Origin of the sequence: Aliiglaciecola lipolytica E3, from assembly GCF_000314975.1 — a bacterium.
GTDB classification, from domain to species: Bacteria; Pseudomonadota; Gammaproteobacteria; order Enterobacterales; family Alteromonadaceae; genus Aliiglaciecola; species Aliiglaciecola lipolytica.
The window spans coordinates 13,973-29,228 of sequence record NZ_BAEN01000025.1 but is presented as its reverse complement, the minus strand read 5'-3'; the positions used below and the strand labels follow the sequence as shown (position 1 = coordinate 29,228).

At 44.6% G+C, this 15,256-nt stretch carries 11 protein-coding genes; 1 reads left to right on the top strand and 10 read right to left on the bottom strand.

Annotation, left to right across the window (positions count from 1 at the left end; all coding sequences use genetic code 11):
• Positions 1-70: 70 nt before the first annotated feature.
• The 8 genes from GLIP_RS21355 to GLIP_RS06200 form a co-directional block, all read right to left on the bottom strand.
• Positions 71-2,422 carry a hypothetical protein gene (locus GLIP_RS21355; protein ID WP_008843746.1) on the bottom strand — a complete coding sequence of 784 codons (2,352 nt, stop codon included), beginning with the start codon at positions 2,420-2,422 and terminating at the stop codon, positions 71-73.
• Between the two features lie 96 nt (positions 2,423-2,518).
• Positions 2,519-3,871 carry a phytase gene (locus GLIP_RS06230; protein WP_008843745.1) on the bottom strand — a complete coding sequence of 451 codons (1,353 nt, stop codon included), beginning with the start codon at positions 3,869-3,871 and terminating at the stop codon, positions 2,519-2,521.
• A gap of 158 nt (positions 3,872-4,029) precedes the next feature.
• On the bottom strand, positions 4,030-4,926 hold the full coding sequence (gene iolE, locus GLIP_RS06225) for a myo-inosose-2 dehydratase (RefSeq protein ID WP_008843744.1): 897 nt from the start codon (positions 4,924-4,926) through the stop codon (positions 4,030-4,032).
• Positions 4,927-4,977: 51 nt separating this feature from the next.
• On the bottom strand, positions 4,978-6,828 hold the full coding sequence (gene iolD, locus GLIP_RS06220; RefSeq protein WP_008843743.1) for a 3D-(3,5/4)-trihydroxycyclohexane-1,2-dione acylhydrolase (decyclizing): 1,851 nt from the start codon (positions 6,826-6,828) through the stop codon (positions 4,978-4,980).
• An 11-nt stretch (positions 6,829-6,839) separates the two neighbouring features.
• On the bottom strand, positions 6,840-8,753 hold the full coding sequence (locus tag GLIP_RS06215; protein WP_008843742.1) for a bifunctional 5-dehydro-2-deoxygluconokinase/5-dehydro-2-deoxyphosphogluconate aldolase: 1,914 nt from the start codon (positions 8,751-8,753) through the stop codon (positions 6,840-6,842).
• Between the two features lie 58 nt (positions 8,754-8,811).
• Entirely contained in the window at positions 8,812-9,942 is a 1,131-nt protein-coding gene (locus tag GLIP_RS06210; RefSeq protein ID WP_008843741.1) for a Gfo/Idh/MocA family protein, read from the bottom strand.
• Positions 9,943-9,971: 29 nt separating this feature from the next.
• Positions 9,972-10,793, bottom strand: a complete 822-nt coding sequence (locus GLIP_RS06205) for an ATP-binding cassette domain-containing protein (protein ID WP_008843740.1) — start codon at positions 10,791-10,793, stop codon at positions 9,972-9,974.
• 13 nt (positions 10,794-10,806) lie between these two features.
• Positions 10,807-11,934, bottom strand: coding sequence for an ABC transporter permease (locus tag GLIP_RS06200; RefSeq protein ID WP_008843739.1), 1,128 nt, complete (start codon positions 11,932-11,934; stop codon positions 10,807-10,809).
• 454 nt (positions 11,935-12,388) lie between these two features.
• Here GLIP_RS06200 and GLIP_RS06195 point away from each other — a divergent pair, with 454 nt between their 5' ends.
• Positions 12,389-14,608, top strand: coding sequence for a carbohydrate binding family 9 domain-containing protein (locus GLIP_RS06195; RefSeq protein WP_008843738.1), 2,220 nt, complete (start codon positions 12,389-12,391; stop codon positions 14,606-14,608).
• A gap of 1 nt (position 14,609) precedes the next feature.
• Here the strand turns inward: GLIP_RS06195 and GLIP_RS06190 are convergent, their stop codons facing one another.
• Positions 14,610-15,083, bottom strand: coding sequence for an HAD-IA family hydrolase (locus GLIP_RS06190; protein WP_052154942.1), 474 nt, complete (start codon positions 15,081-15,083; stop codon positions 14,610-14,612).
• Positions 15,070-15,246 carry an HAD family hydrolase gene (locus tag GLIP_RS22270; protein WP_226992187.1) on the bottom strand — a complete coding sequence of 59 codons (177 nt, stop codon included), beginning with the start codon at positions 15,244-15,246 and terminating at the stop codon, positions 15,070-15,072. The genes GLIP_RS06190 and GLIP_RS22270 overlap by 14 nt, the downstream gene beginning before the upstream one ends.
• Between the last annotated feature and the right edge of the window lie 10 nt (positions 15,247-15,256).

Genomic DNA, 15,256 nt, shown 5'->3' with positions numbered 1-15,256 from the left:
ATCTACCCTAGCGGAACATCAACTAGGGTAGATTGGAAGTAGGCTCATTCAAGTCACAGAGCCGGTTTTATTAACGTTTAGGAAGTGCAACCTCAGCATACTTATTCATGCCTGATCCACCCATGGAACCGGCGTCATAAATATAACCGTATACAGCACCCTGATCTGTTTTCTTGATAAGGTTACCGCGCACCCATAGTGCATTTACACCATCAACCTGAAGGCTCGGCTCACTCCATGTATTTTCGTTGCGATAGGTATGGAATATGCGACCAGTGTCTTGTTCAATAAATACAACATGTACACTGGAACCATACCCGATGGCATCGGCACCGACTTGTTCAGAATCGGCAGCATTTTGTACAACGGATCGACGGGTTACTTGTATTGCTTTGGAAAGCTTACCTTTAGCATCGCCAAGACGCTCCCACAACTCTCCATTACTCAGCCGATAAATAATGCTTACCATATCCAATTCATCTAAATAGACCAGAGGGAGTATGGAACCAGCATCTTCGACTTCGGTGCCTAAACCAGAGGCCACTAATGTGCGCTCTGTTAACTGACCATTGGCTAAAATCTGTAGATACCAAGCGCTGCCATCGATGCTGGTATACGCAAGATGCACAACATCGTTTTTGCTACGCACCACCACCGGACCAGAAAGATCCCCTGCGAGCTCTTGGTCAATAATGGTTTCTTCACTCCACTGACCTTCAGGTGAGCGAATTTTGAATAGAATTTTTTGCAGATTACCGTATACGCCCACAACACTGCCGTCAGACCTTACGGCAAGATCAGAAACCTGTACTGGGGGTTCTTGAGGGGACGCCAGTTTTTCGTCGGTAATGGCCCATGTATCAGGGTGAGTGGGATGATCAGACGTACGGAAAACGTGGTAAAAAACATGATCAGATGTTTGATGTAGGGTGTGGATCTTGTAGTCGTCATGAGTCGATGAAACTCCTTCCAAATCGCCTGTTTGAGGGCGGTTAGTGCCATCTAGCTCCCGCCAAGTTTTACCACCATCAGTTGATTTTACTGTCATCATCATATTGTCTGTTTCTGAGGGTTCCATCAAAAAGTATAGATCGCCATTGGCTGCTTCCCATGGACCAATGCGCACTGGAGTTTCAACAAATGTGCCTCCCAAATGGCCTGCGGGTACGTTCACCGTTACCAAGGGGTTTTGTTTGGCTTGCAAAGGCTTACCTTGACTATCAACCATTCTGAACTCAAAGGTATCCCCTGTTTCATTCAAAAGGGCGTCGTCTGAGATGCGGCGGATCACAATAGGGAATTCCCACTCGCTTTGAGCCGAAGAAGCAACCCACTCTGGGGATATAGGAGCATAATCGATGGCCGAACCTCCGGTAAATGGCAGCATCGATGCTTGTAAAATATCCTGAGTTGGATCACCGTAATCGAAGACGTGGCTAGACATGATACTTACTCTGGGGGAGCGTGCTTCGCCCGCGATTTCAAATTCTTCGAATTCAACAGTGCTTTTTGCCGGAAGGTAAATGCCTAACAATGAACTAGGAATGTTGTTCCCCACATCTTCAGTAAATTCTATCCCTTGAATGTAATCATCCCATTCATATTCGACAGTGACCTCAGAGCCTTGCATTACCACTTTAACTTCAATCCATTGATTTGATTTTACGTAAACTTCGCGGCTCGACACTGTGGACTCTTCATCCTTGTGTATGCGCACAATCTTAATGGCACCATTGGCTATCACATCGACACGATAGTAATTTTCTGCATCCACATAACCAAATACTATGCCGGCTTGCGAAGCCTCAGGTAAACGCATAACGGCTGCAAATTCTTCCGCCTCCCAGTGGATTTTGTATTGACCTAAGGCGAGCAATGGACTTTCTTGCGTAGCAACTCGCAGGAATCCCTCCCCATTCTCCATCGGCAGAGACATAACCGCTTCGCTACCTTGAATGAAACGCCATCGGTCTGTAAGGTTTAAATTCGATGAAGTTGAAAAATCTAGTAAGTGTTTTTTGATAGGGTAGGGGAAATCCTCAGCAGTCAATGGCTCCCAGGAGGTTTTGTTGCGACGATACTGCAAGCCGAATTGTTGTTCAGATTGCGATGAGCCCTCGACTTCAAAACGCAATCTGAATGGTTGGTCGGCCTGCACAACGGTTGCTTTATTGAGGTCAGTAGCCCAACCTTTAGCCGAATTCAGTGGCGCATTAAAATCAGAGCGAATACGAAAAGCAGTCTGTTGAAGGTTTTCCAATGTATCAGTCGTATCGGTTTTGTTTTTATTAGGATTGGAACAGCCTACAACTAACAGCAAAGTGGCTGCGAAAGTTAAGAACGATATAAAACTGACGTTCTTTCGAATTGAAAAATGATGTTTTAATCTATTAAGCCTTAAAGCGATTAAATAATTACTCATGATGAGCTCCTGTTCAAGAGGGTTCTGGTGACTATTTGGGTTCAATAAAGAAATTGATAGGTGTAAGACCAAGTTCTACACCCTCAATTTTGAGATCTATTTCCTGGTCATATCTTTAGTATCGACTGGTAAGTTGAGCTTGCTTGCAATATCGCGCCACGCGACATATTTAAAGTTACTGTTTTCACGAGCATCGTCGGCACTGGGTTTGGGGCCTTTATTTTGACCGTCTTGCATGACCAACATACCCTGATCAAATCTGCCACCTAGGTTAACGTTAACCACCATCATGCCATCGGTTTCATTCACGCCATCGATTTCTCCATCGGCTACCGTGAAAGAATTAACAAATTGGTTATCACCATCGCGGTCATAGACAGCTACGGTATTGTTACCCTGACTTGAGGCCAGCAAATATCCTTTGCCATTGCCGCCGTCATAAATCGTTAATCCTTCAGCATCGGCTAATAGCTTGTCGCTGCCATAACCGGGATCTTTAGCGAAATCTAATTTACAAATGTATTCTTCTTCACCAGCATCCCAGGTGCGACTATAAGGTACGCCATATTTTTTTACTTTAGCAACCAGTTGCCATTCTTGGCTGTTTGCGGGGTTTTTTAAGTCGGCTTTCCAAATACCAACATCTTCTTGGGCTAAATATAAAAATCCATGAGCTGTGTCGGCAACCATGCCTTCAAAGTGTGGAGCTTCGCCATCGTCGTCTGCACAAGGTGTCCAAACTTTGCCGTTGGGTAGGGTAAACAGGGATGGAAAATTCATTCTAGTCATGGAGCGATAATTAACTTTACCTTTTCCATCATCAAACAATTCCAACTGTTCGATAGCTGTGGTGCTGTTTTGACTAACAAAAGCCATGCTCTTGTCGGTTTTAACAGCGGCTAATCCATAGGCGGTTAAACCTTCATTGATTTCATCTTGGTTAGTGGCAAAAATTAAGGGACCGTTCGCGGCTGTTACATCCACTAAACGTGTGCCTTTGGCGTCAGAGACTATGCTGTAAATCGCTAATTTGTCGAGACCACGGTCAGAAACCACCACGATATCGGTATTTTTACCATTGAGTTTGAAATCATAAATGATGTCGGCGTTGTTAAAACGGCCACCTTTGTTGTCGCATTCTGCTTGGGTATCTGCGCAGGCTGGAGCGGGTGCTGGTGGCACAAACTGAATTAATTTACCGGCCAAATCGTAAACATCTAAGCCGCCTTTTTTCAAGGTTGTAACCACTATGCTTTTTGCTTTGTTAGTGGGGTGGATCCAAATTGCCGGATCATCCACATCGGTAAAGTTACCTTGGGCATCGGCAAAATGCGAACGGGTTTCTAACACCGGAGAGACGCTTAGTACTGAATTTTGCGCCGTTGCATAGAAAGATCCCATAAGACCGATGGCGATGAGTGATAAAGAAAGCTTGTTGATATTTTTCATTTTTGTACTCCTGAGTTATGTTGTGCTGTTAGCATAAACTAAGGTGTTTAACCGCTAGCTTTGCAAAACATTAAACAATGTTAATGTTGTGCAAAGAGCGCAAAAAACGCGAAAAACACGGTTACTGCCTGGCATCATTAAGTGGGAGAAACAGCGTTTTATTTGAGCTCAAAGCCAGCTTGACTGGCAAAACCGTGCAAATTTTTAAAACCTAATTTGGCATACGTTAAGGGATGAGCAATGGAGGGATCTTGTTCGGCTTCAACTACCACCCACGCGCTGTAGTCCACCGTTTTGAGGGCTTTAAATATGGCGAGATAGTCAATTGAGCCATCACCAGGCACGGTAAATACCCCATTGAGTACCGAATCTAAAAAGCTTAAATCACGATTTTTAGCGTCTTTTAAGACAGAGGCGCGTATATCTTTAGCGTGGACATGCACAATACGTTGACCATGTTTGGCAATCACTGTTAAAGGATCGCCGCCCGCATAGGTTAGGTGACCGCTATCGAGTAATAAGCCCAAAGAATCACCGGTGTGCTGCATTAATAAATCAATATCCTCTGCGCTTTCTATTACCGTACCCATGTGATGATGGTAGGCCAATTGCACACCTTGGCTCAGACAGTAGTCAGCCACTTGAGTGAGATTGCGACCAAAAGTCACCCAATCTTCACTACGCATTTTAGGGCGTCTTGATACTGGAGTATTTTGCTCGCCGTGTACACAGCCCGTGACTTCACAATAAACCATGACCTTTGCGCCACCTTTTTTAAGCAACTGCAGGTGATTTTCAATGGCCGCGATTTCATCTGCCACACTGTGGGTTAGCAATAAACCACTATACCAACCTGAAACAAGCGCTAAGTCGTGTTTAGCCAAGACTGCATTCAGCGCTTCACTCTGACGAGGAAACTTATTACCCAGTTCAAAACCCGCATAACCTGCCTCGCGACCTTCACTCAAACATTGCTCTAGTGAGGTTTCGGCGCCTAAAGAGGGCAGATCGTCATTGGTCCAAGTCAAAGGGTTAATACCAATTTGTAGTGTCATAATGTTTAATCCAAAGAAATGGAGCGTGCCATGCTGCACGCTCGGGTGATATCAATAGGGTTGTTTGTGTTTAGCGGCTTGGTACTGCTGTTGTGCGTCATTGACTTTGTCGCTATTCGACACTTCTGGAATAGCAACATCCCACCAAGATTCACCATTGTCAGTGGTAATATAGGGGTCAGTATCTATGGCGATCAAATAACTTGTGTCTGCCGCTTTGGCGCGGATTAAGGCTTGTTCTAAATGAGTGATGCCAGTGACAGATTCGGCTTGAGCGCCCATGGCTCTGGCATGAGCGGCAAAATCCAACTTAGGCGCAGGTTTATTGTTGCTATAACAATTTTCTAGCAGATTATTAAAAGGCGCGTTACCCGTGGCCATTTGTAAGCGGTTAATACAGCCAAATCCGCGATTATCTAATACCACCACGATGATTTTACACCCCATCATCACCGAGGTGGCGAGTTCTGAGTTCATCATCATATAAGAGCCGTCGCCGACCACCACGATAACATCGCGCTCAGGATTGGCCATTTTGACCCCTAAACCACCGGCGATTTCATAACCCATACAGGAAAAACCGTATTCGACGTGGTAACTGCTAATGTCGTCACAACGCCATAATTTATGTAACTCGCCCGGTAAACCGCCAGCGGCACACACCACCACATCGCTAGCGGCAGATTGACGTTTAATCGCGCCTAATACTTGGGCATCACTGGGTAATTGAGCATCACTGGCTTCAGTAGCATCTTGATAAATGTTGTGCCACTGTTGATTTAGTTCAGCGATTTTAGTCAGCCATGCTGGGCTGGATTGCCAATTTTGTGTCAGCGCATTATCCACGGCTTGGATGGCCAAAACGGCGTCGGTTTGTAAGGCCATCGCACCATGTTTAGTAGCGTCAAAATGACCGACGTTAATTTGAATTAAGCGCACATCGGGACGATTAAATAAGGTACGTGATTCGGTAGTAAAATCTTGCAAACGACTACCAATAGCAATAATCACATCGGCCTCTGCTGCCAAAGCATTGGCGGCTGTTGTGCCGGTCACACCAATGGCACCAACGGCCATAGGATGTTGCCAATGCAGACTGCCTTTACCTGCTTGGGTTTCTGCTACAGGAATATGGTGGCGCTGGGCAAAATCACTGAGTACTTGGGTGGCTAATGAGTACTGAACTCCGCCTCCCGCGATGATAAGAGGGCGCGATGCTTGTTGCAGCAACTCAACTACCTTAGCCAGTTCCGCCGGATCAATACCTGGACGACGAATACGATGAATTTGTTTGTCGAAAAAACTGCTGGGGTAGTCAAAAGCTTCGGATTGCACATCTTGCGGAAAGGCTAAAGTGACTGGGCCACAATCCACCGGATCCAACAAGGTGCGCATGGCCATAGGCAGACTATTAATTAACTGCTCAGGACGGCTAATGCGATCAAAATAACGGCTGACCGGTTTAAAACAATCATTGACTGAAATTGTGGGATCAGCAAAACATTCAATTTGTTGTAAGACCGGATCGGGACGGCGATTAGCAAAGTTGTCACCGGGTACAAACAATACGGGTAGGCGGTTGGCATGGGCCAAGCCAGCCGCAGTAACCATATTGGCTGCACCGGGTCCGATAGACGTAGTGCAGACCATCATTTTTCGACGTTTATGTTGTTTCGCAAACGCGATGGCACTATGGGCCATACCTTGTTCGTTATGGGCGCGATACGTGGGAAAGGTAGCACCTTGCTGGTACAGGGCTTCACCTATACCTGATACATTGCCATGGCCAAATATGGCAAAGGCACCGGCAAAAATGGCTTCTATTTTACCATCCGTTTCTAAATACTGTTGACTTAGATAACGGAACATCGCTTGAGAAGCGGTTAAACGTAGTGTACTCATCAATTTTTCCTTTATGCTTTTCTGCTGTGCCAAGCATTAACTAGTCGTAAATAGTTTTGTTCGATTTGCTGGATAAATTGCAAATCGTCAATCTCATTTTTGAACCAGGCTTTACTGGGATCACTAAAGATGGTTCTACCTACCGCAAAGCCTTTGCAGATAGGGAAGTTGGCACTGTCTCTAAAACCTTGTTCGAGCGACTCCATTGGGGCATCTAATCCTAATAAAATCACACCGCGGCAATGAGGAGAGCGTTGTTCTATTAGTTTAGTAATCGTTTGCCATCCTTTAACACTCGGAGCAGGCAGCTTCCACCAGTCTGGTTTAATACCCAGATTATACAAGCGTTGCATAACCAGGCTGACATTGAGCTCGTTGGCCGGCATATCTGCTGGTGGAATAATTTCTAACAGCAATTCGTGGCCACTCAAACAACAGGATTGATATAGCTCCATGAGCTTTTTTTCTTGTGCAAGGCGCAGTTCAGCTGGGTCGTGGGGATGAAAATAAACTAAGCACTTAACGATTTGTTCGATGGGCCAAGTAACCAAACGCGAACCAATAGTGCCAGGGCCTTCAAATTCAAGTGGGCGTGAAGACGGTAATTCTACCGGTCGACCAATCCACAATTTTTGACCAGTGACTTTATTTAACGCGCCTTGTCCATAGGTATCATCAATTAATACCCCGGCTTGGTAGTGAAAGTCTGGGTGTTTAGTCGTTTGCTCAACAGCACGCACCAATAACAGTTTTAAGTTATCAATTCGCGCTGGATCGGCATTGAGCTCTCTGGCCATATCATAAAATTGTTTACGATGATCAAAGGCAAACACACATAACTCTTTCCACACGGCAGGTTTGCGGGTGGTGACACGATGTAAATAATTGATTTCGCTGTCGAGATCGGGACGTAACACACTGTGCTGGCGAGCCAAATAGTTATCCAGCTCTTCCATGGATGGAATTGCAGGGGCACAGGCAAGGCGTGATACCACCAAAGCGCCACAGGCATTGGCGTAATCACAGCATTTTTCGTAACTTTCATTACGTAACCAACCACGTAAAAAACCACTCATAAAGGCATCACCTGCACCAAGTACATTTAATACTTCAATCTTGACTCCGTAACGAGTAAAACCCTGATCCAAACTGACTGGAATGTCTTTATCAAACACCGAGCAACCCAAAGCGCCACGTTTAACCACGATTTCAGCTTTAGTGACACTACGGATTTTCTTTAAACACGCTATGGTATTGGTGCTGCCTCCAGCGATATGAATTTCTTCTTCCGTGCCTACAATCAGATCACATAAGGGCAAAATAGATAACAAATGTTGAGTGACCGACTCATTGGAGACAAAACGTTTTTCGCCCTGATCCAAGCTGGTTAAACCCCACAGTACCGGACGGTAATCTATATCCAATACGACTTTGGTGCCGGCCTTACGGGCATATTCAATGGCCTTAAGGCTGGTGGCATTCACTTGTTTAGTGGAAAAATGCGTGCCTGTAATCAGCAGTGATTTACTCGAGGCGATATAATCGTAGTCAAAATCACTGCTATCAACCGCCATGTCGGCGCAGTCATTACGATAAAAAATGAGAGGAAAACTCTCGTTATCTTTAATGGAAAGTAACACTAAGGCGGTCAGTCTTTGGGGATCGGTCACCAGATGACTCACATCACAACCCACTTCTTGCAGTTCTTCACGGACAAAGCGACCCATATGGTCATTACCAACACGAGTCAGCATGGAGGATTTTAAACCAAGACGAGCGGTACCAAAGGCAATATTGCAAGATGAACCGCCAAGTGATTTACGAAAAGAAGAGACATCCTCTAAGCGACTGCCAATTTGATCGCCATATAAATCCACCGCGGCGCGGCCCAGACATATCACGTCAAATTTATGTGTATTACTCATGTTTTAAAATCTCCTTTAGATAACTCAACTCGTTAGGTGGGTATAACTGCTGGTTGAATTAACCTTCAATTATGGTAATCCATTGGCCTAGGCGGTTGGATTCTTCAATAGCATCGATAACCAAATTGACTTTGTAGGCCGCTCTGAAATCAGGCCAAAGTGGCTGTTCATTGGCTATACCTTCAATTAAATCTCGGACTTCGACAATTTTTTGGTCGTTGTAACCCAGTCCATGTCCGGCTGAGATACAAAAGTTTTTATAATCAGGGTGTTCGGGACCCAGTAAGATGGTTTTAAATCCTTCTCGTGCGGTGTTGCCATCTGGAATAAAAAGGCGTAACTCTGCTAAACGTTCCTGATCAAAAACGATAGTGCCTTTGGTGCCCGTTACTTCATAAGTCAGGCCCATTTTACGTCCCCAAGCGATGCGGCTGGTTTCGATAGTGCCAATCGCGCCGTTGTTAAAACGTAACATGGCATGGGCCTGATCTTCATTTTCAACTGTTGCAAATTGACCGGGGCTATCTGCAATGGGGCGCTGTTGAATGACGGTTTGTAAGTCACCGTTGACTTGTGTGATATCGCCCACTAAAAATTGCGCCATATTAATAATGTGTGAACCCATGTCCCCCAAAGTACCTGAGCCGGAATAAGCTCGTTTTAAACGCCAACTCATAGGTATCAATGGACTCGCTAAGTAGTCTTCGTTGTGAGTGCCACGAAAATGCACCACCTCACCAATTTCACCATTGGCAATGATTTGTTTGGCTAATTGACTGGCGGGATTTTTGGCGTAGTTAAAACCCACTAGAGTTTTCACTCCGGCTCGTTCAGCAGCGAGGGTCATTTCTAGCGCATCTTGGCCATTAAGGGCTAAGGGTTTTTCTGAATAAACATGTTTACCCGCGGCGATAGCAGCAAGTGCCATGGGTTTATGCAAATAGTTGGGGGAACAAATATCCACCACGTCCACATTGGCATCGTTAACCAGTTCTAACCAATCTCCAGTTGAACGTTTGAATCCAAGTTCAGCGGCCTTTTTGGCGGCTAATGCGGGATTGATCTCGGCTAACATTTCGCAACTAATATTGGCACTTAAAGGGAAAACCGCCGGCGCAGAATGTAAAGCAATGGCATGGGCTTTGCCCATATAACCTGTGCCGATAAGGCCGATACGAATGGTTTTCATATGCTTCCCTGTTGCTTGCTTATGCGTCATCATAGTTGTGCTTGATCTTGTTGAGTGGTGTGAGCGTCGTTATAAGAAAATTCCGCTAACTCCTGTTCTAACTCAGCGAGTTCGCTGCCACCAGACATCATTTCTAATACTTGTTCACGAGAAACGCTGGATTTAGCAAAGCTACCCAAGGTGCGACCGCGTTTTAATAAGGTAAATTGATCAGCAACCGGGTAAGCATGATGAATATTATGAGTAATAAAGATCACGGCTAAACCACGTTGTTTGGCGGTGGCGATGACTTTGAGCACTTTTGCCGACTGTTTAACACCCAGTGCGGCGGTAGGCTCATCCAATATCAATACCTTGGCACCAAAATAAATGGCTCGTGCTATGGCTAAACACTGTTTTTCACCACCAGATAAGGTTGCCACCGTTTGACTCGGGTCGCGCACTTGAATACCCATGTCGGCTAAACCTTTGAGGGCAATGTGATCTGCAGTTTTAAGGTCAAAATAGGCAAATGGCCCCCAGCCTTTAGTGATCTCTCGACCAAGAAAAAAGTTGCGGGTAATACTCATTAGCGGCACTAAAGCCAGATCTTGGTAGACAGTGGCGATGCCCAAATCTAAGGCTTGTTTAGGTGAGCGCAGCACCGTAGCTTGGCCATCAATCAATAAGTGACCACTACTAGGGCGATGCACGCCTGCTAGGGTTTTGATCAATGTTGACTTGCCAGCACCATTATCACCGAGCAAACAATGCACTTGGCCAGGCATGATCTGAATATTAATGCCCTGCAACGCGACCACCGAGCCAAAGTAGCGACTTAGGTTTTGCAATTCGATAATAGGCTTAGTCATGTCCGTTATCTCCTTAACTATGCTGACTAATGCGCTGGCGAATGAAATTGTTAAATAACACCGCCGCCAACAACATGGAGCCGAGAAAAACCCGAAACCAGTCAGAGTTAATACCTGAAAAAAACAGACCTATTTGCACTACCCCAAAAATAAGAGCGCCACATAAGGCACCTAATACTGAGCCGTATCCACCGGTTAATAAGGTACCGCCAATAACCACGGCGATGATGGCTTCAAATTCTTTTAATACGCCTCTATCTGCTGCCGCTGAACCGTATTCTAATACTTGGCAACTGGCGTACAACGTGGCGCAAAAGGCGGTAAACATAAACAGTAGTATTTTGACTTTAGCAGTAGGAACACCCACATTTTTGGCGGCTTTTTCATCGCCTCCAGTGGCAAATATCCAATTGCCATAAGGGCTATACAACAAAATCCAAGTTGCAAACGCGGCTAACAACAAGCACCACAACACTATCATGGGAATCCCTGACACCAGTGGCGAACCGTCGGCATAGGTGGCAAGTAAGTCGTGTTTGGAAAGCCAGATAAAAAAGTCTGAACCAAATTCTCCGCCAAATAATGGCGCGAGCCAGTCATCTTGTGCCACTTCACTCACACCACTGACAATGGTTTTATTGGTAAATAGAATGGACAGGGCAATCGTTAAGCCGCGCAAAATAAACAAAAAGGCGAGTGACACAATAAAAGACGGTAAGCCAGTACGAACTACCGTATAACCAATCAACGCACCTAATGCTAAGGATGTGATGAAGGCCAAAAATATACTGGCCCACACTGGCCAGCCCCAATAAAGTGCGGGTATAGCTATTACCATTCCGGCAAAACCAATCATCGAACCTATGGATAAATCAAATTCACCGGCAATCATTAATAGGCAAGCGCCTATGGCCAGTACCGCGAGTTGTGCTGACACCGTGGTCCAATTCAAAATGCCATCGGCGGCAAACATGCCGCTGTCATTGGCGAGCATGGCAAAGATGGCAAACACTAAAATAACCCCCGCCAAGGCACCAAAGTCTGGACGTAACAGCAATTTTTGTAATACAGACTGGGCTCTGATGCGTTCATCATAGAGGGGCTGTACTGTGTTATTAACACTACTGTTGGTTATTGGCATAGACAGTTCTTCATACTTCCGCTGGCTGAAAAGTTAAAACGGTATCTGGTTATTCAGCACTTTGTTTATTCCAAAGGACGCTTGCGCAGGCTAAGTGCCCTAGTTGGAAATGTTAAAATGCTGTTTCAATGGTGATAATTTAGAATAAATTTTCCAAATAAACAATATGTGAAATGAATAATTTGTTATTGGATACACAAATAAACGCAGTTTTAAGTCGTTTAATGTGAATAAAACTTATAAATATCAGTGCATTACATTTAAAGAATGACTGGAATATATATTCTAAAAATAATTCATTTCAAGCAAAAAAGAGCACAGCCAACAAATGTCGCTCTCCTCTTGGGGTAAAAATATCCCTTAGATTAACAATTATTAATCTTGCGCAAAGGCCCTGATTACCTACCACCTTGCATACTTTGGTTAATTAAAGTGATAACTAACAAGGGTAAGTATGAAATATTCAGCATTTTGGGGATGTGCTTTGTTGTTTAGTACTGGTGCCATGTGTGTCAGCCCCGCACTTACTTTGCCTCAGACGGTTGAGCCTATCGTTGTGGATGGTTTACTTGATGACAGCGCATGGCAAAATGCGCCAATGACTACCCTTGATTATGAAACTAACCCTAGTAATAACCTGGCGGCTCAGGTGAAAACCCAAGTGCAGTTACTGGCTGACAGCGAGAATATTTATGTAGCCTTTATTGCCCACGATCCGCAGCCAAGTGCTATTCGCGCCTTTATGCGCGACAGGGATCAGGGTTTTAATGATGATAGGGTGATATTTAGTTTAGATACTTATGCTACTGCTGAGTTTGCTCTGCGTTTTTCGGTGAATGCTGTGGGGGTACAAATTGATGAAATCCGTAACGAAGCAAATGATGAAGAGTTAAGTCAATGGGATGCCACCTGGCAATCCACGGGGCGCATTACTGAATTTGGTTATGTGGTTGAAATGGCCATTCCCCTGCATGCCGTGAGATTTCCCGATCGCTTGGAGCAACAATGGCGCATAAATTTAGAAAGGCTGTATCCACGTCAACAACCTTATTTACTCGCACTTAACCCCAGAGACAGAAATGCCAGCTGTGAGATTTGTCAGTATTCTGTGCTCAATGCTTTAATTGAGCCAGCTGCTAAACCTAATTTGACTATTACACCTACCATGTTGTTTAGCCAAGTTGAGCAATATGCCTATCTGGATACCTTAGCTGATAAACAACAATCTCAGCAGTTAGGTGTGGATTTACATTGGGGCGTAACACCAAATATTTCTCTTAATGCCACCTTAAATCCGGATTTTTCTCAGGTGGAATCGGATGCGGCAAATTTAGATATTAATCAAAAATTCAACATTAAACTGGATGAAAAAAGAAACTTCTTTTTAGAAGGCGCTGATTTTTTTAGCACCAATATGGACTTAGTGCATTCTCGCACCATAGTTGATCCTGACTACGGCCTTAAACTGACAGGCAAGATAGAACAACATACTTTTGCTATTTTGAGCGCCAATGATCAACAAAGCAATTTGATTTTACCCAGTTCTCAAAACTCAGAGATTGAAGCCTTGCTGCAAGACGGACGTGATGTGAGTAATCGCTCGTTATTAATGCGTTATCAACAACAAATGGCAAATGGCTTAAGCCTTGGAACCTTATTAACTGATCGACGCAGTGAAGATGGAGATTATAAAAATCAGGTATTGAGTATTGATGGTATGTGGCAGTTGAATGCCAGTGATCGGCTGTATGGGCAAATTATGCGAAGTACAACTGAATATCCTGAGGAATTTCAGGCAGAGTTTGTGCAAACGGCTGAGTTGAGTGATATGGCTTATTTGTTAAAATATGAGCGTGAGACCCAAAATTGGTTTCATCATGCCGAGTTTGAAGAAATTGGTCAGGACTTTCGGGCAGATTCCGGATTTATCACCCGTGCAGGTTATCGTAACTATAAAGTGAAAAGTGGCCATTATTGGTATGGCGTTGATGCCAATTGGTGGTCAAAAATAGAATGGAATTTTGATTATGAGCTTACTGTCGACGAACAGGGCCAACTACTTGAACGTCAACTCGAAAGCGAGTTTGAAATAAAAGGGCCGTGGCAATCTGCCTTAGAACTGTCAGCGGGCACAGGAGATGAGGTGTTTGATGGCGTCGAGTATGGCTTGAACAGCTATTCACTTGAATTTTCAACTCAACCTTTTTCCGGGGTGGAACTTGGTGCAAGTTTTGAGTGGGGGGATGACATAGATAGAGATAACGCCAGGCCAGCTAAAAAACTTGAATCTTCGCTATCGGCCGCCCTTAATCTTGGTCAGCATATTTTACTGGTAGCGACGCTTGAGCAGGAGACCTTAGACGTGGCTGGTGGCCAATTATTCAGCGCTAAGGCCCAAGACGTGCGCTTGAGTTATCAATTTAACAATAACAACAGTATTGGCTTAACCTATATTGCTGAAGCGGTTGATAGAGATACTGCTTTGTATCTGCAAGCTGAACAACAACGGGAACGGGAAGATAGTTTTAAACTAGTTTATTCCTATAAATTAAGCCCACAAACCCTGTTTATTGCTGGCTTTACTCATGGTCGCCTAGACAATGACGAAACTAAAGTTCAGGTTGACGATAGCCGCGCGGTGTTTGCCAAACTGAGTTATGCATGGCAGTACTAATTCATAAAGAAGCTGAGAGCTGGTTTAACAAAGCAGGTAATTGTGACATGTGGTTAAAACATTTATCTTGTTGATTAAGGGGCTGGTTGGGCAAAAAACGTAGGGACTGCATGTTGGCCGCTTGAGCCGCTTGAATACCAACCAAACTGTCTTCAATGACAACACAGTGCTGAGGTAAAAAGCCCATTTCCTGGGCAGCGTGTAAAAACAGCGCAGGATCTGGTTTCCAAGCACCGACACTAAATGAACTATACAAACGATCAGCAAAAAAATGGCTTAATCCGGTCACACTCAAAGCATGACGAATTTTAGGAATGGGGCCGTTTGAGGCAATACAAAAAGTAAAGGGCAGCTCAGCAAGCATGGTGGCTACGCCAGGAAATGCTTGTAGCTGAGTAGTGAATAACTCCGCCACCCGTGCACGGTATTGTTGTTCAAAATCCGTGGCTAAAGTGATTTTTTTATTTTTTTTCAATATCCGCAAAAATGTCTAATAACTTAACTCCCCGATACAGCAGTACCAATTCATCGACACTTTCATCCACCTCTGGGATCAGATCAGATAGGCCTTGGCAGCATAAATATTCGCTATCTACTAAAGTGCCATCAACGTCAAAGATGACGAGTAAATCAGTCATGTTGTTACCT